The 21,521-nt window shown below is 67.9% G+C and carries 14 protein-coding genes and 2 pseudogenes; 9 read left to right on the plus strand and 7 right to left on the minus strand.

Going from position 1 to position 21,521, the window contains the following annotated elements; genetic code table 11:
* A partial coding sequence (locus ACZ7IB_RS42900) for a site-specific integrase (RefSeq protein ID WP_470920321.1) occupies window positions 1-878 on the minus strand: 878 nt, incomplete at its 3' end.
* Window positions 879-1,759: 881 nt separating this feature from the next.
* Window positions 1,760-2,216: pseudogene (locus ACZ7IB_RS42905) on the minus strand (DUF4265 domain-containing protein).
* A 328-nt stretch (window positions 2,217-2,544) separates the two neighbouring features.
* On the opposite strand from ACZ7IB_RS42905, the gene ACZ7IB_RS42910 reads away from it, so the two are divergent.
* From ACZ7IB_RS42910 to ACZ7IB_RS42940, 7 genes are all read left to right on the plus strand, one after another.
* Entirely contained in the window at window positions 2,545-3,735 is a 1,191-nt protein-coding gene (locus ACZ7IB_RS42910) for an ROK family transcriptional regulator (RefSeq protein WP_470920323.1), read from the plus strand.
* A gap of 62 nt (window positions 3,736-3,797) precedes the next feature.
* Window positions 3,798-5,123 carry an extracellular solute-binding protein gene (locus ACZ7IB_RS42915; protein ID WP_470920325.1) on the plus strand — a complete coding sequence of 442 codons (1,326 nt, stop codon included), beginning with the start codon at window positions 3,798-3,800 and terminating at the stop codon, window positions 5,121-5,123.
* Window positions 5,110-6,147 carry a carbohydrate ABC transporter permease gene (locus tag ACZ7IB_RS42920; protein WP_470920327.1) on the plus strand — a complete coding sequence of 346 codons (1,038 nt, stop codon included), beginning with the start codon at window positions 5,110-5,112 and terminating at the stop codon, window positions 6,145-6,147. The genes ACZ7IB_RS42915 and ACZ7IB_RS42920 overlap by 14 nt, the downstream gene beginning before the upstream one ends.
* The gene (locus ACZ7IB_RS42925; RefSeq protein WP_266356421.1) at window positions 6,144-6,992 is read left to right on the plus strand and encodes a carbohydrate ABC transporter permease; all 849 of its coding nucleotides are present in this window, start codon (window positions 6,144-6,146) and stop codon (window positions 6,990-6,992) included. The genes ACZ7IB_RS42920 and ACZ7IB_RS42925 overlap by 4 nt, the downstream gene beginning before the upstream one ends.
* On the plus strand, window positions 6,989-8,629 hold the full coding sequence (locus ACZ7IB_RS42930) for a beta-N-acetylhexosaminidase (protein WP_470920329.1): 1,641 nt from the start codon (window positions 6,989-6,991) through the stop codon (window positions 8,627-8,629). Before ACZ7IB_RS42925 ends, ACZ7IB_RS42930 begins: the two co-directional genes overlap by 4 nt.
* Before the next feature lie 72 nt (window positions 8,630-8,701).
* Entirely contained in the window at window positions 8,702-10,822 is a 2,121-nt protein-coding gene (locus tag ACZ7IB_RS42935) for a ricin-type beta-trefoil lectin domain protein (RefSeq protein ID WP_470920331.1), read from the plus strand.
* Window positions 10,823-11,104: 282 nt separating this feature from the next.
* Entirely contained in the window at window positions 11,105-11,533 is a 429-nt protein-coding gene (locus ACZ7IB_RS42940) for a nucleotidyltransferase family protein (protein ID WP_470920333.1), read from the plus strand.
* 726 nt (window positions 11,534-12,259) lie between these two features.
* On the opposite strand, the gene ACZ7IB_RS42945 is transcribed toward ACZ7IB_RS42940, so the two are convergent.
* From ACZ7IB_RS42945 to ACZ7IB_RS42955, 3 genes are all read right to left on the minus strand, one after another.
* Window positions 12,260-14,386: a family 20 glycosylhydrolase gene (locus ACZ7IB_RS42945; RefSeq protein ID WP_470920334.1), complete on the minus strand. Its 2,127-nt coding sequence runs from the start codon at window positions 14,384-14,386 to the stop codon at window positions 12,260-12,262.
* 355 nt (window positions 14,387-14,741) lie between these two features.
* The gene (locus ACZ7IB_RS42950) at window positions 14,742-15,644 is read right to left on the minus strand and encodes a helix-turn-helix domain-containing protein (protein ID WP_470920336.1); all 903 of its coding nucleotides are present in this window, start codon (window positions 15,642-15,644) and stop codon (window positions 14,742-14,744) included.
* A gap of 85 nt (window positions 15,645-15,729) precedes the next feature.
* Window positions 15,730-16,008: a hypothetical protein gene (locus tag ACZ7IB_RS42955; RefSeq protein WP_470920338.1), complete on the minus strand. Its 279-nt coding sequence runs from the start codon at window positions 16,006-16,008 to the stop codon at window positions 15,730-15,732.
* Window positions 16,009-16,084: 76 nt separating this feature from the next.
* Between ACZ7IB_RS42955 and ACZ7IB_RS42960 the strand changes: the two genes are divergently transcribed.
* Window positions 16,085-17,163 (plus strand): IS630 family transposase gene (locus tag ACZ7IB_RS42960; protein WP_470920340.1). Its coding sequence is split into 2 segments (ribosomal slippage): window positions 16,085-16,586 and window positions 16,586-17,163, totalling 1,080 coding nucleotides; the frame shifts between segments, so codons are not numbered across the junction.
* 313 nt (window positions 17,164-17,476) lie between these two features.
* Here the strand turns inward: ACZ7IB_RS42960 and ACZ7IB_RS42965 are convergent.
* Window positions 17,477-18,250: a phytanoyl-CoA dioxygenase family protein gene (locus tag ACZ7IB_RS42965; protein ID WP_413752193.1), complete on the minus strand. Its 774-nt coding sequence runs from the start codon at window positions 18,248-18,250 to the stop codon at window positions 17,477-17,479.
* Between the two features lie 174 nt (window positions 18,251-18,424).
* Between ACZ7IB_RS42965 and ACZ7IB_RS42970 the strand changes: the two are divergent.
* A pseudogene (locus ACZ7IB_RS42970) lies at window positions 18,425-18,607 on the plus strand (transposase); the annotation flags it as partial.
* A 322-nt stretch (window positions 18,608-18,929) separates the two neighbouring features.
* Here ACZ7IB_RS42970 and ACZ7IB_RS42975 read toward each other — a convergent pair.
* Window positions 18,930-21,290, minus strand: coding sequence for a family 20 glycosylhydrolase (locus tag ACZ7IB_RS42975; RefSeq protein WP_470920341.1), 2,361 nt, complete (start codon window positions 21,288-21,290; stop codon window positions 18,930-18,932).
* Window positions 21,291-21,521: the final 231 nt, after the last annotated feature.

A 21,521-nucleotide genomic window follows, 5' to 3' on the forward strand; every position in this document is an offset into this window, starting at 1 on the left:
CGGGTGACAGCCAGGGTGGCCCTTCCCAGATCGACGTCGGCCCAGCGCATCCCGCAGATCTCCGCCGGCCGCAGTCCCATCAGGGACAGAAGGAAAGCAGCGCACAGTCGGTCGTCCTTGACCGCGCACACGAAGGCGCGTACCTCCGCGAGGTTCCAGGGCGGGACCATCGCTTTCGTCCGCCGCTCCGCTTTCCGAAGGTTCCGGGGGATCGTCACCTCCCGGGCGACGTTCACCTCGACAAGGCGCCGCGTCACCGCCCGGTCGAGCGCCTCCCTCAGCCGCGCCAGCGACATCTCGACCGAGGCCACCCCGAGACCGGCGCCCGCCTTGCCACCTCGAACCCGTCCCTCCCGCAACGCCCACTTCATCCACGCCTCGACGTCATCCTCAGCAAGTTCCTGAAGCCGGATGTGCCCGAGCCTTCCCCGAAGCCGGCCCAGGGTCATGGTGTAGCTGTAGACGGTGCTCACCTCCAGGTCCTCCGCCTTCTTTGCGAGCCACTGATCGAGCCACTCGTCCAGCGTCCGCGCGTCGAACGGCACGGACGCCGTCTCGTAGCGACGGTTCGTGATGCGCGCATACTCGGCCTTCGCTTCCCTCAGCGTGCCGAAGGTGCGGGTCACCTGCTGCCGCTTCCCAGTCGAGGAGTGAGTCCCCACATCGACCACAAACCGGTACCGGATCTGCCCCTTCGCATCAGGAGGAAGCTTCTTGATCGGAACAAACACGACTTCACTCTCCTTGAGGGCGTGGAACCGCCCACGCAGGCATGGGCATCGCCGCATTCCAGCGCTGGGTCCGCAGCAGGGCGGCCGCAGACTGGAGACGTCGCTTCCCTCACGGGCTTCGGTGCTCACCGGGCCGAACGCGAGCAAGTCCCATGGTCGTCACCATCACCGGTTTGGCCAACCGGCACTCCTGGCCTATGTTCCGCACGTCGACGGACGGGACACCCGCCACAACACCGCCCCTTCCTGCGCTGACTACCGCTGTTGGGCGGTGTGCCGGTCAGTGAGGGCGACCACGCGATAGCGGTCAGCGCGCAGACCACGCGTGTGCAGTTGTGCCAATTGATGAGGCAGATCGGAGACTGCGGAGCGGTGCTGACCATCGACGCCACCGGAATCCCGAAGAAGGGCGTCCGCTCGGCCGGTGTGTGGCGATTTCGTGGCCGAGGTGTTCGCTTCGCTGAAGCGCAGGGATCAGCGCGGGTGGGGGGACTGCTACCTGCGTGGGCTGATGCTGGACGGGCGACGGCCCGGCTGTCGCGTCGGGCGGGCGCCGGGTTCCACCGTTCCGGTGGGTGGTGCTGCTCGTGGGGGCTGCAGGAGGCAGGCCAGCCGGGATTCGGCAGGGTTTCGAGCCGTGCCAGGGCATTGGTGATCACGGTTGTCCAGAGCCAGTGCTGCGGGAGACGGAGGAAGCGGCGGCGGCCTCGTACCGGTCGTCACCGTCCGCCCTCCCAGAAGACTGAAGCCCCCGCCCTGCGCAGGGCGAGTCACGAACATGCGCCTCCAGCCCACACCTCGGAGATCCTCTCCCACGGCGCCGGACGACTCGGGCGGCATACGCCGCCTCCAGTTCCCGACTGGCCGCCCCGCGTACATCCGGGGTTCCAAGTGGGCGATGGAGCCCGGCGAATCACCCTCACAGCCTCGGTCCCCGGAGCCTCGCCGACTGGACGGTCGATCTCTTGGCGCCCTCCCACAGGACCGTCGGCCACGCCCCCGAAGCGGACCGTCAATCGGCGTCTGCGTCACGCCCACCGGCGGATCCCCCATCTACTGCCGCAGCCGACTTCGTAGTGCCACCAGCCTTCCTCTTGCCCTTGGGCCAGGAGCGCCTTGATACCGGCGAAGTCCGCCTCGGCCAGCGCGTTGAAGGCCACCATCGGGAAGTCGTCACTGAAGACCTCACCTCCGAGCCCGAACGCTGAAAGGCGCTGATGCACCGCCTGGGGGCTGCGGCACAGAGGGCCGGAAGGGACGGGTACAACTCGAATCGTGCAGCTGCCAGAGGGACTGACTCGCCCGACAGCCCAGTGCAGCCCGTCGGAGTCGGCCTGGAACCGCACAACGTCACCCTCGGCCACCCCGCCCTGAAGAAACGGGACGTTCACTGGCCGTGTCGACACCGAGCTTTGTTGCCCACAGCCCCTCGGTGCCCTGCGGGAGCCATCTCTCCCGAGGAACGAACCGAAACCAGACCTTGATCCTCTCGACCGTGTTCTACATGACGGCCATCATGCGCCACCCGTCAACAGCACCTCGCACCGAGCCCGACCTGGGCAATCAATCCTCGCTGTCACGAAACAGCCAGTCGTCAGCCTTCGATGGCCGTGCTCCGCTGCCTCGGTGAGTCCGCACGCTGCCCCTGATGGGCGGCCGAGCCCGGCGCTCCGCAGGCCTGCAGCAGTCCGCTCGGGTTCCGGTACGGCCACGGCCAGAAGTTTTCCGTCCGTTCCTCTTGACGGCGACAAGGGCGCACCCCGATTCTCTAAAGCATCTTAATTAAAGCCTCTTTAGAAAGCATTCTCACTCCATGACCGAATCCGCCGTTCCCCCTGCCAGGTCCCGCCGTCCGCAGCGCAGTCTGCTCCAGGTGCCTGCGATGGAGCGGCTGCCTCCGGAGCGGACAAAGGCGAGCACGCTGGACAGCCGGGTGCACAACCGATCGCTCGTGCTGGCGACGCTGTACCACGAGGGCCCCAAGAGCCGTTCGGAGATCGCGCGGGCCTCTGGGCTGACTGCGCCGACGATCTCCGCCCTCGTCGCGGACCTGGAGGAGGACGGGCTCGTTGCCGACATAGGCCCGCGCAAGGGGGGCACCCGGCTCGGCAAGCCCGCAAGCCTCGTTCGCATCGAGGACGACGCGGTGAACCTCGTGGTGCTGGACCTGTCGCACAACGACCGGTTCAGTGGCGCGGTGCTCAACCTGCGGGGCGAGGCTGTCGAGCGCCGGGATGTGCCGCTCGGCGACGCCCTGGGTGCGGCCGCCCACGAGCTGGTGCTCCGGCTCACTGCCGATCTGATCGAGGCGGCGCCGCGCCGGGTGCTCGGGATCGGCGTCGGCTCGCCGGGCATCATCGACGACGCCGGAGTCATCCGCCTCGCCGCCCATCTCGGCTGGACGGATCTGCCGTTGGCGGTGGAGCTGTCCGAACGGTTCGGTATCCCGGCGTACGTCGGCAATGACGTGAACCTCGCGGCGCTGGGGGTGCTGCATTTCCGGGACTCGCGGACGCAGAACCTCATGGTGATCTCGATCGAGCACGGGGTCGGCGCGGGGCTGATCGTCGGCGGCGAACGAGTCGAGGGAGAGCAGTTCGCGGCAGGAGAGATCGGGCATGTCACCGTCGACGAGGACGGCGAGCTGTGCGTCTGCGGGCGGCGCGGCTGCCTCGATCTGGCCATCGACGCGGGCCACTTGAGCAGGCGCCTGGAGCTGGCAGCCGAGGAGCGGTGGCCCGCCCTGCGGTCGGAGGCGGGCCGGGCGCTCGGCACCGTACTCGCCCCGATCATCAGCGTCCTGAACCTGAACGAGATCGTGCTGACCGGCCCGCCCGAGCTGATCGATGGCGAGTTCCTCGACGCCGCGCGGGAGATCGTGCGGGCGCGCACGCTGGGCCCGGTCAACGCCGCTCTCGACATCCGTTCCCTCGCCGGGGACACCGATCTCACGCTGCTCGGCGGTGCGTGCCTGGTGCTCGCCGCGGAGCTCGGGGTGCTGTGACACGGGCCCTTCCCCAGGCCCTTCTCCCTACTTGACCCTTCCCCTTACTCACAGGAGTTGCGATGAAACACTCACGGTTCGCCGCGGTCGGCGCCCTCGGCCTGGCTTCGGTTCTCACCCTGACCGCCTGCAACGGCTCCGGAACGGGCGGCTCCGGCGGCGGGGAGCAGAAGGTCTCCGGTGCGAAAGGCGAGGGCAAGACCCTGACCGTCTGGGTCATGCAGGACGACTACTCTCCCGAGTCGCTCAAGGCGATGAAGCAGGAGTTCACCGAGAAGACCGGCGCCAAGGTCACGATGGAGACCCAGAGCTGGGACGGCATCGCTACCAAGCTCACGACAGCGCTGGCCACCGACACCCCGCCGGACGTCCTGGACCTCGGCAACACCCAGGTCGCGAGCTACGCCTCCAGCGGTGGCCTGATGGACTTGACCTCGTACGCCAAGGACCTCAAGCAGGGCCAGGAATGGCTTCCCGGTCTGGAGGACCCCTCGACGGTCGACGGCAGGCTGTACGCCGTGCCGGGCTTCGCCGCCGCGCGCGCGGTGATCTACAACAAGACGATGTGGGAGAAGGCCGGCGTCAGGAAGACGCCGAAGACCCACGACGAGCTGACCGCGGACCTTGCGAAGGTCAAGGCCGCCAACAAGGCGTCCGATTTCTCGCCGTTCTACCTGCCCGGCCAGCACTGGGCCACCGGGCTGCAGTTCATATGGGACGCGGGTGGCGAGATCGCCACCAAGGCGGGCGACAAGTGGGCAGGCGGCTTCGGTTCCGCCAAGGCGCAGGCTGGTCTCGCGGAGTTCAAGAAGTTCCAGAACGCGTACTCGGCGCCCGCATCCCGCACCGCCGACCCGCTCAACCCGGACCAGCTCCAGGTCTTCGCCGACGGCAAGGCAGGCGCTATCACCGCGACCAGCGGGCAGATCGCCCAGATCCAGAAGGCCAACCCGAAGCTCACGGACGCCGACCTGGGATCCTTCCCACTGCCGGGCACGTCCAGCGCGGCGCAGCCGGTGATGCTGGGCGGCGCCGTGTGGGGTGTAGCGGCCAAGAGTAAGCAGCAGGACCTGGCGCTCCAGTGGATGAAGATCGCCGCGAGCCCCGGCATTCAGGACAAGTGGATCGTCGGGCACGACGGCTGGAACCCGAACAGCTCCGAAGCGAACAAGAGGGCCGTCGACAAGGCCACCCCGCTCAAGAAGGGCTTCTTCGAGGCCGCGCTGAACTCCCGGGCCACCCCGGCGAGCCCGAAGTGGGCGTCGCTGGAGGCCGACAAGTCTGTCAACCAGCTGTTTTCGGCTGTCGCTTCCGGCAAGAAGTCCCCGGCGGACGCGGCACGGATCTTCGACGCGGCAGTGGACAAGGCCCTCAATGCGACAGGCTGACGAAGTGGGCCGCCCCCGCACATCCGGCGCCCGCGACCTGCTCACCGAGGACCAGGATCCCGCGATACGGGCGCTGAACGCAGAACCACCCGGTACGGCTCGTGCGGGAGAGCCCAGGAAGTGGCCGGTGAAGCCTCGGCGGCAGTGGGCGGTGGTGTGGTTGCTCTCGCCGGCCGGGCTGGTGATGGCCGCCTTCAGCGTGGCGCCCGTCCTGTTCCTGGTCTTCACCTCGTTCACGGACTACAACCAGCGCACCCTGTTCACCGGCGAGTTCAGCATGGTCGGCACTCAGCAGTACGCCGACATGTTCTCCGACCCGGAATTCTGGAAGTCCCTGGTGCGCAGCGTGCTGTTCACCGTGGCGATGGTCGCGGGCAGCATCGCGATCGGTATGGGCATGGCCCAGTTGCTCACCCGGCTGCGCACCGCGATGCGCATGACGGTGACGGTCGTACTGATCTTCGCCTGGGCCATGCCGAACGTCGCTTCCTCGCTGGTGTGGAAGTGGCTGTTCCAGCCCGGCTACGGGGTCGTCAACTGGCTGCTCACACAGGTGCACGTGTTCGGCGACATGACCAACACCGACTGGGGGCAGAGCGCATCTCTCGCGTACCTCTCGATCTGGTTGCTGGTGGTGTGGCAGGCGGTGCCGTTCATCGCGCTGACCCTGTACGCGGCGCTCACGCAGATGCCCGTGGAACTGCCGGAGGCCGCGCGGCTGGACGGGGCGGGCGAGTGGCGGGTGTGGTGGTCGGTGACGCTGCCGTTCCTGCGACCGACCCTGCTGCTCGTCACGATCATGTCGGTGATCTGGGACTTCAACGTCTTCAACCAGATCTGGCTGGTCTCGGCGGGCGGTCCCGACTCGGCGACGAGCACGCTGGGGATCTTCGCGTACAAGACGGCGTTCGTGTCCTTCCGGATCGGCCAGGGCGCGGCCCTGTCGGTCATCACCACCGCAATCCTGCTGGGGATCACCGCTGTGTACATCCGCAACCTGCTTCGCTCGGGGGAGGACCTGTGAGGAACCGTTACCGAGCGGGGAGCCCCCGGGGCGGATGGCTGAACAACACCCTCGCCGCCGCCTTCTGCCTCGTGTGGATCTTCCCCGTCTACTGGATGGTCAACACGGCCTTCAAACCCCGCTCCGAGGCGATGACGCCGACCCCGCACTTCTGGCCGTCCTCCCCCACGCTGCGCAACTTCGACGCGGCGATCAACCAGACCAGCTTCCTGACCAACCTGCGCAACAGCCTGATCGTGGTGGGCGGCGCGGTGCTGCTCGCCGTGGTCCTGGGGACGTTCGCCGCGGCGGCACTGTCCCGGTTCCGCTTCCGGGGCAGGCGCACCATCATGGTGTCGATCCTGATCGTGCAGATGCTGCCGATCACGGCGCTGCTCATCCCGACCTTCCTGATCTTCAACGAGATCGGGCTGCTGGGCACCTACATCGGGCTGATCTTCGCGTACGTGGCCACCGTGCTGCCGTTCTCGATCTGGGTCATGCGCGGGTTCTTCATCACGATCCCGGCCGAGATCGAGGAGGCCGCGCGGCTCGACGGCGCTTCCACCTGGCAGACCCTGACCCGGATCCTCTTCCCGCTGGTCGCGCCGGGCGTGATCGCGTCCAGCATCTTCGCGTTCATCACGGCGTGGAACGACTACCTGGTCGCCTACACCTTCATGAAGAACCAGGACCACTACACGCTGCCCGTATGGCTGGCGTCGTTCAGCACCCCGACCACCGGCACCGACTTCGGCGGCCAGATGGCCGGTTCGGTGATCTTCTCCCTGCCGGTGGTCGTCTTCTTCCTGATCATCCAACGCAAGCTGGTGTCCGGCATGTCCGCCGGCGCCGTGAAGGGATGACCCACACCATGCTCCTCCCCCGCCCCACGTCGGCCTCATCCGGCGACGGCGCTTTCCCGCTGGACGCGTCCACCCGGATCACCGCGCCCGGCGAACTGGCGCCGACGGCCCACTGGCTCCAGTCGGTACTGCGTCCGGCGACGGGCCTGCCGCTGCCGGTGACCGGCGTGGCCGACCCCGCTCTGGCCAATCCCGCCCTGGCACTGACCCTGGATCCGCACCTCCCCGCCGAGGGGTTCCGCCTGACCTGCGGCCCGGGCGGAGTCACCCTCGCGGGTGGCGACGCCGCGGGCGTCTTCTACGGCTGCCAGGCGCTGCGCCAGCTCCTGCCACCACAGGTCTACCGCACGGCTCCGGTGGCCGGGGTGCGCTGGGCGGTGCCGTACGGGACCATCGAGGACGCCCCACGATTCCACTGGCGCGGCGCGATGCTTGACGTGGCCCGGCACTTCATGCCCAAGCATGACGTGCTGCGCTTCGTCGACCTGCTGGCGATGCACCGCTTCAACACGCTCCATCTGCACCTGACCGACGACCAGGGCTGGCGGGTGGAGATCCTGTGCCACCCCCGGCTGACCGAGGTGGGATCGTGGCGTAGCGAGTCCCAGCTCGGCGCGGCGGCGGACGCCCCGAACGACGGTCGCCCGCACGGTGGTTACTACACTCAGGACGACCTGCGCGAGATCATCGCGTACGCCGCCCAGCGGCACATCACCGTCATGCCGGAGATCGACGTACCGGGCCACTCGCAGGCCGCCATCGCCGCCTACCCCGAACTGGGCGTACGGGGAGAGCGGCTGGAGACGAGCCCGCGATGGGGCATCAACACGAACATCCTGAACGCCGAGGAGTCGACACTCGACTTCTTCCTCGGGGTGTTCGACGAGGTGATGGACCTCTTCCCGAGCCGCTTCATCGGCATCGGCGGCGACGAGTGCCCCAAGGACCAGTGGGACGCCGATCCGCGCACCCAGGAACTGATGCGGGAGCGAGGGCTCGGTGGCTCGAAGGAGCTTCAGGCGTGGTTCCTCAGCAGGATCGGCGCGCACGTCGCCGCGCGCGGGCGCCGGGTGTTCGGGTGGGACGAGATTCTGGAGGGTGACGTCCCCGAGGGCGTGGCGGTCGCCTCCTGGCGCGGTATGACCGGTGCCCGTACGGCGGCACGCAGGGGATACGACGTGATCTCGTGCCCCGACGACCAGGTGTATCTGGACTACCGGCAGTCGGAGTTGGAGAGCGAGCCGATCCCGTTCGCGGTGCCGCTGACGCTTGCAGACGCGTACGGCTTCGAGCCGATACCCGACGGGCTCACCGAGCAGGAGACGGCCCGGGTCCTGGGCGGGCAGGCCAACATCTGGACCGAGCACATGGATTCGCCCCGGACCGTCGACTACTACGTCTTCCCGCGTCTGTGCGCGATCGCGGAGGCGCTGTGGAGCCGGGGCGAGCGCGACTTCGACGACTTCCGCGTACGGCTGCGCACGCACCTGGCCCGGCTCGACGCACTCGGCGTCGAGTACCGCCGGGAGGACGGCCCGCTGCCTTGGCAGAGCCGGCCCGGCGTCCCCGGCAAGCCGGCGACACGCGCCGACTGGGCCGAGTTCATCGACGGACTCGTGGCCCACATCAAGACCTGAGCGCTCCCTCGGCGAACGCTCCGGACAGTTCCCCGCAGTACCCGCGATTCCGTGTGTTTCCAAGGAGGAACAGTGAAGCCAAGAACAGGACGACGGGCCGGCCTCGCGGCCGCGTCCGCGCTCACCATGGCGGTGGCGTCAGGGGTGGTGGGCCTGCCCGCCGCGAACGCTGCCGAAGCCTCTGGAACGGTGACCCTCGGCGGCAAGTGCCTTGACGTCACCGACGGCAGCTCAGCCAACGGCACCGCCATCCAGCTGTTCGACTGCAACGGGGGCACCGCCCAGCAGTTCAGCTGGGCGGAGGACGGCACCGTAAAGGTGCTCGGCAGGTGCCTTGATGTGACCGGTGGTTCCGACGCCAGCGGCGCGCTCGTCCAGCTCTACGACTGCGCACAGGTGAACCAGCAGAAGTTCAAGTACCTGCCCGACGGCACAATCTACAGTGCCAAATCCGGCAAGTGCGTGGCCGTACAGGGGCAGGTCGCGAACAACTCACGCGTCGGCCTCGCCTCGTGCGACCCGAAGCAGACAACGCAGAAGTGGACCGCCGAGTCGGCGCCCGGCCCGAAGTACAGCCTCTCGGCCGGCGCCCCCGTCGAGTACAGCAACCCCGACGACACCCCGGCCGGAGTGTTCACCGCGAAGGACGGCCGGTTCTTCTACCAGCAGGCGCACGCGCTGTACAGCGCGAACGATCCGCGCCAATGGAGCTTCTACAGCGGCGCTGACTTCGACTCCGCGCGGCTCGACCCGATATCCGGCGCGGTGAACCCCGCCAACTCGCAGGACCGCAACGACGACACGACGTGGCGCTGCAACAACAGCCCCACCGGCAAGGAAGCCACCCCGGCCCCGGGCACCACGAGCTACGCCCATCCCAACTACTGTGACCTGGCGGGCGTGTGGGTCGACCCGGACAGTGGTGACTGGTACGGCCTGGTGCACAACGAGTTCACGCCGAGGCCCTTCGGCGACGGCATGCACTACGACGGCATCGACTACGCCGTCTCCAAGAATCAGGGCAAGACCTGGTCGATCGAGGACCACGTCATCACCTCGCCGTACAGCACGAAGCGCGGCGACACCGGACAGTTCCCGAACGACACGTATGACTACGGCGACGGCGACCCCCGCCTGTACGTGGACAACGCATCGGGATACTTCTACGTCTTTTACGCCTCCCGGGTGCTGAACAAGTCCGGCGGCGGCAACATCTGGCACCAGCATGTGGCGCGCGCCCCCATCGCCCAGAAGATGGCGCCGTCCTCGTGGAAGAAGTGGAAGGACGGCACCTGGGAGTCGCCGGGCACCGGCGGCGAGGAATCCAACATCATCCCGTCGGACGGCAACGGCACCGGCTACACCACGCCCGCCGACGAGTACAAGCCGTCCACCGGCGGCAAGGCCGCGGACCAGGTCGCGCAGGGCACCATGCCGGACAACTCACAGCTGACCGTCATGAACATCACCTGGAACGCCTACCTGGGCAAGTACATCGGCACCCCGCAGAACAACATCGCCCAGGCCACCGACACCAAGTCCCCGCTGCACTTCTACGCGACGGACGACCTGGCCACCCAGAAGTGGGAGGACATCGGCAGCGTCGCGGAGAACCAGAACGCGTCGTGGTACCGGTGGTTCCTCGACTCGGAGACCAAGACCACATCCAGCGTGGTGGGCAAGACGTTCCGCTCGTACTGCTCGTTCTACTGCAACACGTATACGGGTGAGTACGCCGACATCACCATCGAGCCCAAGTCGAAGACGGACCTGCCCGCCTCCCCGGTCAGCGGCAAGGCCCAGCAGATCAAGGCCGCGAACGGCAAGTCGCTCTCGCTGGACCGCGGCAAGGCCCAAAAGTGGAAGGTTGCCAGCACCGGTGACGGCTTCTACACGGTCACCGACGCCGACGGGCGACGTCTGCGCGTCGCGGACGGTACGAAGGGCCGCGCCTGGGGCGCCGGTGTCTCGCTCAGCAAGGCGGGCGCCAAGATATCGGCCACCTCGCAGTGGTACCTCCAGGAGATCGTGAGGTCCCCTGCCACGGGTGGCGCCTCAAAGGCCACAGGTGAGTACCGACTGGTCAATCGCCACAGCGGGCTCGCCCTGAGCCTCGACAGCAAGAGCTCTGGCTCCGTCGCGACCGCACCGCAAGCCGCGGATTCGGCCCAGCTGCTGTCGTTCGGTTCCTGACAGTCGGTTCCTTGGAAGCAGATCAAGGAGCGGGCGCGTCCGGTGTGACCGGTGTGACCGGTGAGGGCGCGCCATTATTGAGATGCTATGGGCCCATTCGAGGCCTGCCTGACGTCGGCCTCCAAGACCTGGTTGTGGTCTTGGAGGCCGACGTTGTCGACGGGGAGTGTGCCGAAGTCGCGGCGGACGCAAGATGGTGACCGGTCTCCCAGTGACTCAGCTGGATCGTGTCCATCTTCGGAGCGTGCTCTCCACAGGCCTCTCCGAGCGCACGCAGTTACCATGCACGTCATCCACGGCGCCCTCACGACACCGGGGTTCCACTGGGGCGAACTCGTGCACCTTGCCGTCGAACAGAAGGTCTCGTGCCTGGTGACGGACGCCCTCGACTCCACCGGCCTCCTCCGCCTGGCACCCACACGGCTCGCACGCTTCCCGCAGAGGGCCCGGCGCTCCAACCAGCACACCATGGAAATCCACCGGCATCACGCAGGGAGGCTCGCCGCCACCGCCCTGGAGGCCGGCCTCGCCATCGCCGCCTGCAAGGGCATCGCTGTGGAGAACGTCCTGTACGGCGGGCGGGGAGCCCAAAAGTTCAGCGGCCTCGACCTGTTCGTCGCGCCCGAAGACCTCGGGGCCCTGGAACTCATACTGACGGGCCTCGGCTACCAACCCCATATATCCCGCTCGTCGGCCCACGGTGCGACGTGACGACGAAGTACCCCGGGCTCACCCATCCGTCTTCTTTACTCACGAGCCCCGGACCGTCCTCGCGGTCGTAGCAACGCAACATACGGCGGCGCAACGGAGCCCCAGCTGCTAACAGGGCCGGAGCGACGGCGACTGCACCGACCGTCACAGCGAGCCTGACCGCCTGGATCCTGACAACGCTCTCCATCCGCATCGCTCCAGCCTGCCGATCAGAAGCGACTTGTCCAACCACTCTCGCTGAGTAGGCCCGGAGCGCGGTGCCGGGATTGCTCCCGGTCCGCTTCTCCGGACCTCTCGCCGAACCCGCCGTCCGTCTCTCAACGCAACGGGCTCTCCACGGTTTCTGCCGTCAGACGGGGTTCGCAGACTGCCATGGGTTGGGGATCGTGCCGGCCCGGTATCGGTAACGGCTGACCGTGACCGATGCGATCCGAAGCAGCTCGGCCCCGTCTGACAACAGCGCCTCACGGCGCAAACAGAAGTTGAGCCAGAGCCCCTTCTCATGAACAAAGCCAGGCAGAGATGTGGCGGGCAGGGGGAGGCGGAGTCGGTCCGGGAGCGGGCACCACCGCGGGGTAGGCCGACGCCGCGGCCCGGGGAGAGAGGAAAGGAGGACATGCTTACGGGGCGATTGCAGACTGTACGGAATGGTTTCCTACCGTCGGGCCGCCGCCCGTGGGCGGGGGCGGCCCGATACGTGTTACAGCGGGTCGTGCTTTGCATTCGTCAGTTGCTGAGCACGTACATCTGGCCGTTGTCTCCGATGGCGAACGCCTGGAGTCCGCCGGTGCCGTGGTTGTCCATGCGCTTGGTCCAGGTGGCTCCACTGCGCTGCCAAAGGTGGCCGAGGGTGCTCTGGGCCCAGATGTTGCCGGAGCCGTCGATGGCCAGCGCCGTGCCCTGTCCGCCGGTGTCGCTCCATGCTCCGTTCGACCACTGCATGATCTTGCCGTTCGCGGGGGTGGTAATGGCCACCGTGTTGTTGGCGCCGGCGGCGACCGTGGTTGCGGTCTGGCCCTGGGAACGCGCGGTCCAGGTGCCGTTCGCGTACTGCCAGGGGGTTCCGGTGGTGCTGACAGCCCAGATGTCGCCGTTTGCGCTCACCGCGACGCTCTTGCCATGGCCACCGGTTGCCTTCCAGGTGCCGTTCGCCCTGGCCCAGATGTCGCCATTGCTGAGGATGACGGCGACGGTGCCGTTACCACCGGCTGCCACGCCCGTGATGCACGCGCTCCGGTTCGGCCCGGTGATGTGATTCCATCGCGACCCGTCCCACCGGTAGAGCTGGCCGTTGGCGGTCACCATCCAGACGTTGCCTGACCCGTCGACGGCGAGCTTGACACCGGCTCTCTTACCGAGCTGTGCCTCGAGACCGCTGAAGTCGCCGCGTACTTCGTGGACGCCCCACTGGGCCGTGGTGGTCGCCAGCTTCGACAGGGCGGCGTCCGCGGTGGCGCGCCGTGCGGTGAAGCCGGCGAAGTCGGTCTCGGCGGTCGGATTCCACAGCCGGGCCGCGATCGGGGGGACCGCCGTCCGGGTGGCGGTCTGGCCGTTGGCGCCGTTGTAGCCCCAGGAGGCGATCGAGGCGCCAGCAACACGGCTGGTGGGGGCGACGGTGACGCCGTTCGAGGTGTACTTGCTGAAATCGTAGAGGCTGGACTGCGGGGCCGCGTAGTTGTTCCAGACCGGCGCGACCAGGTAGAGGGGGACCCAGCCGGCGTTGATGACGGTGAACCCGTCGGCGACTTGCTGGTCGAAGCGGTAGAAGGAGTTGACCCAGTTCTCGATGATCACGTCGTGGTTGATCTGGCTCTGGATGTCGCGGCTGAAGCCTTCCCAGACGATGGAGGTCTTGCCGCGGCCGTTGATGTAGCCGTCCAGGTCGTTGATGAACGAGGCGAAGTCCGAGCCCGAGGCGCTGCTCTCGTCCGCGCCGAAGTGGAAGTAGGGCGTGTGTGTGAACACGTCGAGCATCTCGCCGGTGATCGTCTTCACGGCGGCCCGGGCCCTGGGCAACGTGACGTCGATGGTGGCCCCGGTGCCGCCGAACACCGCGGGGTACTGCGTGACCATCTTCATCGAATGGCCGGGTACGTCGAGTTCGGGGATGAGCGACACCCCGCGGGCCGCCGCGAACCGCTCCAGGGCCTTCAACTCTCCCAAGGTGTAGGCCGGATGGCCGCTGGCGTTGTGTGCCGACAGGTTCGGGTAGGCGGTCGAGGGGAACATGAAGTTCTGGTCGTCAGTCAGGTGCAGGTGCAGGTAGTTGATCTTGTAGAGGTGGCAGAGCTCGATCTGGTTCCGCAGGTCCTGGATCGACCAGTGCCCGCGGGCGGTGTCGACCATCAGCGACCGGTAGGCGGTGTCGGGTGCGTCGGTGATGACCGTGCCGGGGATGGTCCGGTCGGCCTGGAGCATCTGGAGCAGGCTGGCGGAGGCGTTTGCCAGGCCGTTCTGATCGGCGGCGGAGAGCGTGACGATGCCGTCGACGGTCAGAGTGTAGGAACCGTCGTGCGAGGTGCTGGCCTTGGTGATGGAGATGTCGCCGGGGGCAGGTGTGCCCGCGGCCGCCAGGGTCGGTGCCGTGCCAGTGACCGCGGCGACTTCCTGTGCCAGGGCGGTGGCGTAGTCGTCCAGGCCGAGGCCGCTCGGGTAGACGATCCGGCTGGCCGCCGTGATCGAAGCAGGGGTGCCGGTACTGGTGACGGTCCGGGGTGCCGGGACGACGACGTCGGCGCCCGTGGCCGCCGCGGTGGCCGGCCCGGCGGGCAGCACAGCCACTGCCTGCAGGGCGGTGATGAGGACGGCCGTAGCGAGGATCGCTGCGAGGCGTCTGCTAGCGAACAGGGTCACTGCCTTCTCCTATCAGAGGGCGTGCAGGGACTGGCCATGGTGCTGATGTCCGGTGGCTTCGTCGGCGGTGAGCTTTTCGGCTGCGGTCCGGGCATGAGGAGCCGGCGCTGGTGCCGAATGCCGATGGTTTGCGAGGTGCGCGCCCACGCACGCGAACCGTTTACGGCTCGCTACGCTTCGAGAGTGCGGCCATTGCGAGCGGCAGCCTCGAACGCGGTTTCGGAGAGCAGAGGCCCGATGCGGGCGACGCCATCCGTGCGAAATGCCAGGGTGAGTGTGTCAACAGGGCTCTGCATCATGGGCCGAGGCTACGTACGGGCGCGGGGCTCCGCGTTCCCGTTCCTCCGCCGTAAATTCATGGTGCAGTGCTGTGACGGTGGAGTGTGGTTCTGGCAGCCGTGGGCGAGATGCCGTGGTAGCGGCGGAAGATGGTGGCGAACCGCTGCGAGGAGGAGAACCCCAGCGCGTGGGCCACCGCCGTGACCGACACTGCCGGGTCTCGCTGCAGCCACTCGCGCGCGTACTCGGTCTTCCGGCGCAGGAGATAATCCTTGGGGCTAGTGCCGGTGGCGGCACGGAATGCCTCGTAGAACTGGCTCGTGGACAGCTCAGCCATGGCGGCGAGTTCCGCGGGAGTGACCGGGTCGGCGAGATGTTCTTCGATCCACGTCAGTACCCGGGTGATGCGGTGGTGCGGCCATGCCGCAGGTGACGATCCTGCGCTGGTGAAACCACGGGCCAGCTCCAACAGCGCCGAGGCGAGTGTGTGCTGCAACAACGCGTCGTTGATCCAGTCGCCGGCGCGGTCGGCGAGGGTCAGGGCCCGCTCCAGGCTGTCGCGGGCCTGGTCCGTCCCATCGGTGATCAGTTGCCCAGTCGGGGTGGCGAGCAGGTTCAGCGCCCGGTGGAGAGCGTCCGGGCCTGGTCGTTCGGTGACGCGGGCGATGAGCCAGATCAGTGAGCCGCGGGGTTCAGTGGCCAGGCCCGTGCTGTAGGCCTCGCCCGGCGGTACACGGATGGCCTGACCGGGGCGTGCCGGGTGGACCGTGCCGCCGATGTCGAAGGAGAACGTGCCGCGGACCGGTAGCGCGACCACCAACAGGGTGCGATGCCGGTCCGGCGGACGGGGAACACGGGCGTGCAGGTATCGGTAGCGGCCCAGGGCCAGCAGCGGTGCGAGGCCGAGCCCGGCCAGGTCCACGACGGTGCGTTCAGCGCTCTGATCGAGGTTGACCTCGTCGTTGAAGGGCAGCGCCATGGTGGTCGTTCTCCGGTTGTGGATCGGAAAGGCCGATGGTGCCATGACCGGCCGAGCCTGCACAGCCTGGAGTTCGCATCAGCTGTCAGGCGCCGCGGCGTCCCGGCGGTGACGTGCAGACGTCCACCGGGGCTGGCCACAACACCGTCGCGGGCCCCGACTCGTCGGGATCGAAGCGGACATGACGGCCTCCCACCACCCATTCGACGACATGGATCCGTCCTGCCGTGTCGACAGCAACCGCGTGCGGACTGTTGAACTGCTCCGCCGGCACCTGCGGGGCGATCGTCGCACCGCCGGGACTCAGGGCGTTGGGCCAGCCCGGCCGCTCGACAGCCGCGTCGTCGGACCCGTAGCACCCCATTACTGACTTCGCTCGTCAGGGTGATCTTTGTCGATGTGCCTGATGGGCCTGGGGTGCGGGCTGTATCTCGTGCTGTGTGAGATATGCGGATGGGGGCGGGCTGACCGCTGCGGGGCGGCAGCGTCGGGAGGCCGTACGGCGGCAGGCGGCCAAGTTGTTCGAGCAGAAGATCAAGCCGCTGGAGGTCGCCCAGCGCCTCCGGGTGAGCCGGAAGTCGGCCTACCGGTGGCACCAGTTGTGGCGGGACGGCGGGATCGAGGCCCTGGTCTCGCGCGGGCGGAGCGGATCACGGTGCCGTCTGTCGCCGCGCTGCCTGGAGAAGCTCGCCGCGTATCTGGAGGTGGGGCCGAATGCGCACGGCTGGGTGGAGGACCAGGTGTGGACCGCTGCGCGGGTGGCCACGCTGATCGGCCGGAAGGTCCACGTTTCCTACAGCGTCTCGGGCGCCACCCGGCTGATGCACCGGCTCGGGTTCTTCCCACAGGTATCCGTGCGGCGGGTCGCCGAGCGCGACGAGGAGGCGGTGAAGGTGTGGAAGGAGGCGACCTGGGCGGAGGTAAAAGGGCCCGGGCGGCCTGCGGGGGCTACATCTGCTTCGAGGACGAAGCAGACTTCACCCGCCGACCGCCCCGGGGCCGGGCCGGGGGACGACGCGGACACACCCCGGTCGTGACGGTGAGTGGACGCCGCTCGGGGCGGCTGTCGGTGGCCGGGCTGATTGCGGTGCGGCCCGGCTCACGGACGCGGCTGTGCCATCGGCTGATCGCCCACCCGGCGGGCAAGGGCAAGCGCCGCAGCATGAGCGAGCGCGACTTCATCGCTCTGCTCGACGGCACCCACCAGCTCATCAAGGCACCGATCGTGTTGGTCTGGGACCGGCTCAACACCCATGTCTCCCGCACGATGCGAGAGTTGATCGGCGCACGGGAATGGCTGACGGTGTTCCTGCTGCCCGCCTACTCGCCCGACCTGAACCCGGTCGAGGGCGTGTGGGCCCACGTCAAGCGCAGCCTGGCCAACCTCGCTGTCGTCGCCCTGGACCGCTTGGAGGTCCTCGTCCGCAACCGGCTCAAACGACTCCAGTACCGGCCCGAAACCCTCGACGGCTTCATAGCCGGCACCGGCCTCACCCTCGGCAACCCGACCTCACCCTGACGAGCCGAAGTCAGTAACCGGCCGTCCGGGTCCAGCAGGGCCACCGACGCCGACAAATCGCCGACCGCGAGCGTCTCGTAACGGAAGGCCAGGCAGCTCGGCCTGCGCAGACGGTCCGCAAACGTCCCAACGAGCTGCCCCGCTGGATCGAGGGTCACCAGACGGTCGTTCTCCCGATCCGCCAGAATGACCCGGCCGCTGTCCTGAACCATCGCGTGCGGACAGCGGAAGGCACCGTCCCGGCCGGCCGGCGCGGCGAGGGCCGCGACTCCGTGGCGAGCCCAAGGGACTTGCCTGGTCTTCTCCTCCGCCATCACCTCGCGGCCGCGTTCCGCACGGTCCGTGCGTTGTCCTGCAGACCGTGGTCCATCCCCTTCTCCCGCTCCAGCCGGACCATGTCCGCCGGGCGGTAGTTGAGGATGTACGCACGCCGGTGCCCATCGGTCGTGTTGCCACGGGAGTAGTGAAGCGTTCCGCCGGCGTGGGCCGCCGCATGGCCGGGAGCCAGCGGTACAGGCATGGCCTCGGGCTCGTCCTCCGAGCACTCGCACTCGATCGCGCCGCCACCGGTGCCGGCCGACCGGTGCGCCCGGATCGGAGTCTCGTGCGAGCCTCGGACGTACCACATGCAGCCGTTGTCCAACGTCGACTCGTCCAACGCGACCCAGATCGAAACAGCCCGGGTGTCAGGGAGACCGACCCAGTAGGCGGCGTCCTGGTGCCACGGAGTCGGCACCGCGGTGTGGGGTGCCTTGTCGATCAACATGTCGAAGTCGAGAACGGCGTCGTCACCGATCAACTCCCGGGCCAACGCGAGACCCCGTTCGTGCAAGGGCAGCCCCAGCAAGCGGGGGTAGAGCGCGGAGGGCCACATGATCTGTGTGATGTTCTCGGCGGCACCGTTGCTGCGGGCGCTGCCGGCGCCGAGGTCGGAGCGCTTGTCACCGCAGTCGATCTCGCCATTCAGAAACCGATCGTAGATCGCCCGGTACAGATCGACCTCTGCCGGAGAAAGCAGTTCTCCCATGCGGGCGTAGCCGTCCTCGTGGAAGATCACGGCACGCTGAGAAATCGGGTTGGTTGCCATGCGCACAAGCTAGGCAGGTGGAGTGGAGACCGGCGTTCCCCTACCGCCGCCATAATTCTGGCCACGGCTCCGTGATCCCGTAGGGTGCGCTACCCGCCGCTCCGCTATCTCCGCATGAATCCAGCAGCCCCGATCTCCAGGGTCAGCGGCGGTGGGCGTAGTGGGTCGGGCGACCTCGCCGCCTTCGCTGGACTCGCGTCGGCACCGCACGACTCAGGGAAGAAGAGCGGTAACCCCCACCGCCCCCGCCACTACCACCGCGGCCTCCAGCGCGTCTTCTACATGTCCGCCCTGACCAGCGTCCGCTACGACTCAAACTCGCGGGCCTTCTACGAGCGCAAACGCGCCGAGGGAAAGAACCCTCGGCGTGACCGTCTGCCGGGCACCCGTCGGGCGACCGGTGCCCGGCCGCTGACAGAGGCCACGTCGAGGCCGCCGACTCGTCGGCGCGAGGTCGTCGCGATCGCGTTCGGCGGTTGCAGCGGCGGCCCGGTCGAGCTGGCGCTCGAGGAGCACACCGCCGTCTGCGCCGCCGTCCGCCGGGGTGACGCCGCCGCGGCCCGTGCCGGGCGGCCGCGCACGTCCATCGCACCCGTCACAGTTTCCAGGGCTGAAAGAGGGAGTCCCTGCCGGTGGTGACAAGAGATGCCACCGGCAGGGCTCGCCATTCCGATCGGTCCTAAACCTTGGTGAAGGTCCAGGACTGGAGGGGCGCGGCCATGATGCCCAGGGAGATGACCTTGGCGCCATTGGTGGCCGACTCCGCGGTGATCGCCTGGGCGCTGGCCGTCGTCGCCACCAGTGAGTAGCCGGTGGCGGCGGTCTGCCAGAGCGACCAGCGCTGGGCGGCGGTCGACGTGCAGGCGGTCTGGATGATCGCCTGACCCCCGGTGTTCGAGTTGGTGGAGATGGCGACGCAGAGTCCGCTGTAGACGCTCTTGAGCGTGTAGGTGTTGTCCGGGTTGGCGGTGATGACGAACTTCTGGTTGTCGCCGGAGTGCGGGCTGTCCACGGTGAGCTGGGTGCCGTCGGTATTGGTCAGGGGGATGTCCATGGCTTTGCCGCCGGTCTTGAGCTGGTAGGTGGCTCCGGACTGGATGACCGGTGCGTAGACCTCGAACTCGTGCAGCGAGTAGCCGTGGCCGGTGGCGCGGGCGGTGCCTTGCATGCGGACGTAGCGGCCGGTGCCCGTGAGCCCGGTCAGGTCGTCGATGCCGCCGTCACCCGTGGTGGTCGTGTAGACCGTCGTCCACGTGGTGGCGTCGTTGGAGACCTGGATCTGGTAGCCCTTGCCGTACGCGTTCCCCCAGTGCAGCTTCACCCGGCTGACCGGCTTGGGGATGCCGAGGTCGATGGTGATCGACTGGTTGTCGCTGTAGCGGCTGGACCAGCGAGTGGTGTAGTTGCTGTCCACGGCGTTCGCGCCCGCGCCGCTTCTGGCCTCGGTGCTGGAGACGGTCACGGGCCTGCCTGCGGCGATGTTGCCCTGCTGGGCGTCGGTCGGCCAGGCCGGGTTGCGGCCGATGGTGTTGATCGTCGTGGTGAAGCTCGACCACGGGGTCACCAGCTTGGGTGAACCCCAGGTCTGCTGGGCCACCATCCGCAGGCCGTCCTTGATGTCGTTGGCGACGCGTTCCTGGGTGGCGGTGTCGCGGTCGCACCAGACGTGGAGCTTGGAACCGAGGTTCTTGGACTTCGAGGCGTCGGTGATGGTCTGGTTGCCCTGGAACAGGTCGGGGTTCCAGGTGTCATAGCCCCATTGGCTGCCCGGTCCGCTTGGTCCACCCGAGCCGAGAACGTAGTAGGTCGGGCTCCAGCTGTCGTTGGAGATCAGGTGCCCGTTGTCGATGTGCGCCTGCGGTGAGAGACCGAGGTTGTACCAGAACTCGAGGATGATGTCGGGGTTGGCCGTGACGGCGGTGCCGCCGCCCACTCCGTCGCTCCACGCGCGGGCGGTCTTGCCCTCGGCGCGGATGATGTCGTTGGCCCAGTTCATGAAGCCGAGGTAGACGTCCTTGACGGTGGCGTCGGCGCCGTAGGTGTCCTTGGCGTACTGCTCCAGCTGCGGGTACTGGCTGAAGCTGCCGATGCTGTACTCATCGGCGCCGATGTGGAAGTACGGGCCGGGGAACAGCGCCAAGTACTCCTTGTAGAGGTCCTTGAGCAGCGTGTAGGTCCCGCGCTTGCTCAGGTCGATGTACTCCGACTGCTGAGTGCCGGTGCGCGTGACCAGCCGCAGTTCGGGGTGGACGTTCAGGACCTGGCGCAGATGCCCGGGCGCATCAATCTCCGGGACAACGGTGATCTTGTACTTGGCGGCCAGCGCGATGATGTCCTTGACCTCCTGTTTGGTGAGGTGCTCGTAGGACACGATCTCCGGGTGCGAGGTGCTTTCGATCCGGAAGCCCTGGTTGTCGGACAGGTGCAGCTGGAAGTAGTTCATTTTGAGGTAGGCGAGTTCCTTCACGTGGTCTTTGAGCCACTGCGGGGTAAAGTACTTTCGCCCGATGTCCACCATGAGTCCGCGCTCGGGCTTGAGCGCCCAGTCCCGGGCCGTGCCCTGCGGGATCGACGTGCCCTGCTTGAGCAGTTGCAGGATCGTCCGGGTGCCGTAAAAGGCGCCGCGGTCGTCCCGGGCGGTGATGGTGATCTTGTCGGTGACCGAGAGGGCGTAGCCCTCGGTGCCGAGGGCGGTGTCGGTGGAGCCGAGAGACAGGAAGATGTCGCCGGCCCGCAGGCTGGCGGTGGTGCCGATGACCTGGGTGACGGGGTAGCCGTTCAGCTCCCGCAGGTCGTCGGCGAAGACCTCGCTGGTGGTCGCCAGCGCCCTCGCGTTCGCGGCGGCGCGGACGATCCTGATGGCGCTGGAGTAGGTGAACGACCCGGTGCCGCCGGTCCACTCCTGCAGCGCGGGAATCGTCTGGGGCTTGGGGTTGGGCGTGGTCTGCGCGCTTGCCGGGACGGTTGCCACCGAGACGGTGGCGGCCAGCCCGATGAGAACGGCGAGCACGCTGCGGAAAAGCGACAGCAAGGGCTTCATCTCGGTTCCTTCCGAGGGTGATCAGGCCACGTGCGACGGCGGCTTGGAATCGTGTCGTGTCCGGTGGCGGGAAGGGACGCCCATCGCCGGACAGGACAGCCGCCGCGGATCCGCGGGCCTTTACTGGGCCGGGATCGTCTGGGGCTTGGGATTCGGGGCGGGGGGGGGGGGGGGGGGGGGGGGGGGGGGGGGGGGGGAGGGGGAGGGGGAACAGAACACACGACAAAACAA

The sequence above is a fragment of the Streptomyces sp. NPDC037301 genome, assembly GCF_055602785.1.